This is a genomic window from Sphingomonas sp. RB1R13, from assembly GCF_036663775.1.
GTDB lineage: Bacteria > Pseudomonadota > Alphaproteobacteria > Sphingomonadales > Sphingomonadaceae > Sphingomicrobium.
In genome coordinates this window covers 1-1,167 of record NZ_JAXOJM010000076.1, presented here as the reverse complement: position 1 = coordinate 1,167, position 1,167 = coordinate 1, and the positions used below count along the sequence as shown (strand labels likewise).

The following is a 1,167-nucleotide window of genomic DNA, read 5'->3' as shown; positions in this document are numbered from 1 at the left end:
AGGTGCCGATGTCCAGCTCGGCCAGCTGCGCATTCTTGGTCCATAGCGAGCCTGCGGGCAGGATGAACGCCATCCGCCCGTTCGCGCTGGCGAGCGAATCATGGATGGTGTCGCCGCGCCCGGTCAGCTGGACGCGGCCCTTGACCGTGCCGGTCGTTCCCGCCTCCGCCACGCCCCAGCCCGCGAGCAACCGCCCCAGCGGGGTCGGCGACAGGCGGATGTCGTAGCGGACCAGGCTGGGCCGCTGGCGCGTGTCGAATAGCAGGTCGGAGGATACATTGCCGCGCGCCATCGCGAATTTCAGCGGCGACAGGGTCAGCTTGCCGCGATCCAGCGCCAGCGTCAGGTCGACGTTCGAGATCGGCACCCGCCGCGAGCGCACGGTGCGGATCGTCCATTTCAGATCGGCATCTAACCGCTGCATCGTCGCGATGGGCAGCGCGGCATCGGGCAGCAGCCGCTGCGGCCCCACGCCCGTCGCGGCGGCGGCGGCCGCGCGCGGCTGGACGATCGATCAGGTCTGGCTGACCCATTGGCATCCCGATCATGTCGGTGGCGCCGCCGCGCTGAAGGCGCAAGGTGCGCGCATTGCGGGTCCGGCGGCGGAGGCGGCGAAGATCGACGGTCTCGACACGCTGCTGGCCGAGGGTGACACGATCGCGGTCGGCGATGCGGTCGCGACCATCTGGTCGGTGCCCGGCCATACGGCCGGGCATATCGCCTTTCATATTCCCGACCGCGCAACGATCTTCACCGGCGACACGCTGTTCGCCATGGGATGCGGGCGGCTGTTCGAGGGGACGGCGGCGCAGATGCATGTCAATATGCGCCGGTTCGCGGGGCTTCCCGGCGACACCCGCGTCTATTGCGGGCACGAATATACCCTGTCCAACGCGCGCTTCGCCGCCGCCGCCGAGCCGGACAATGCCGCCGTCGCCGAACGCCTGGCCGATGTCGTCGCGATGCGCGAACAGGGCGAGCCGACCATCCCGACGACCATCGCGCTGGAGCGGGCGACCAACCCGTTCCTCCGCTCGGTCGATGCCGAGGAATTGGCCCGGCATCGTGCAGCCAAGGACGCGTTCAAGGGTTGAACCATCGCTACAGGGGTATTTTGACGGAGACGGAATGATGCGTATCGTGACGTTTTTATCTGTTCTGATCCCC

General features: G+C 68.1%; 1 protein-coding gene and 1 pseudogene. One reads left to right on the top strand and one right to left on the bottom strand.

The annotated features are described in order from the left end of the window. Nucleotides 1–493 (bottom strand): annotated as a pseudogene (locus U1700_RS15015) (AsmA family protein); the annotation flags it as partial. On the opposite strand from U1700_RS15015, the gene gloB reads away from it, so the two are divergent. Beyond that, complete coding sequence (gene gloB / locus U1700_RS15010) at nt 432–1,094, top strand: hydroxyacylglutathione hydrolase (protein ID WP_332753480.1); 663 nt, start codon at nt 432–434, stop codon at nt 1,092–1,094. The pseudogene U1700_RS15015 and the gene gloB overlap by 62 nt on opposite strands. The last annotated feature ends 73 nt before the right edge of the window (nt 1,095–1,167 follow it).

Excerpts from the sequence above, each read along its gene's own strand:
- gloB (WP_332753480.1), top strand. The coding sequence starts at position 432 with ATGGGCAGCGCGGCATCGGGCAGCAGCCGCTGCGGCCCCACGCCCGTC.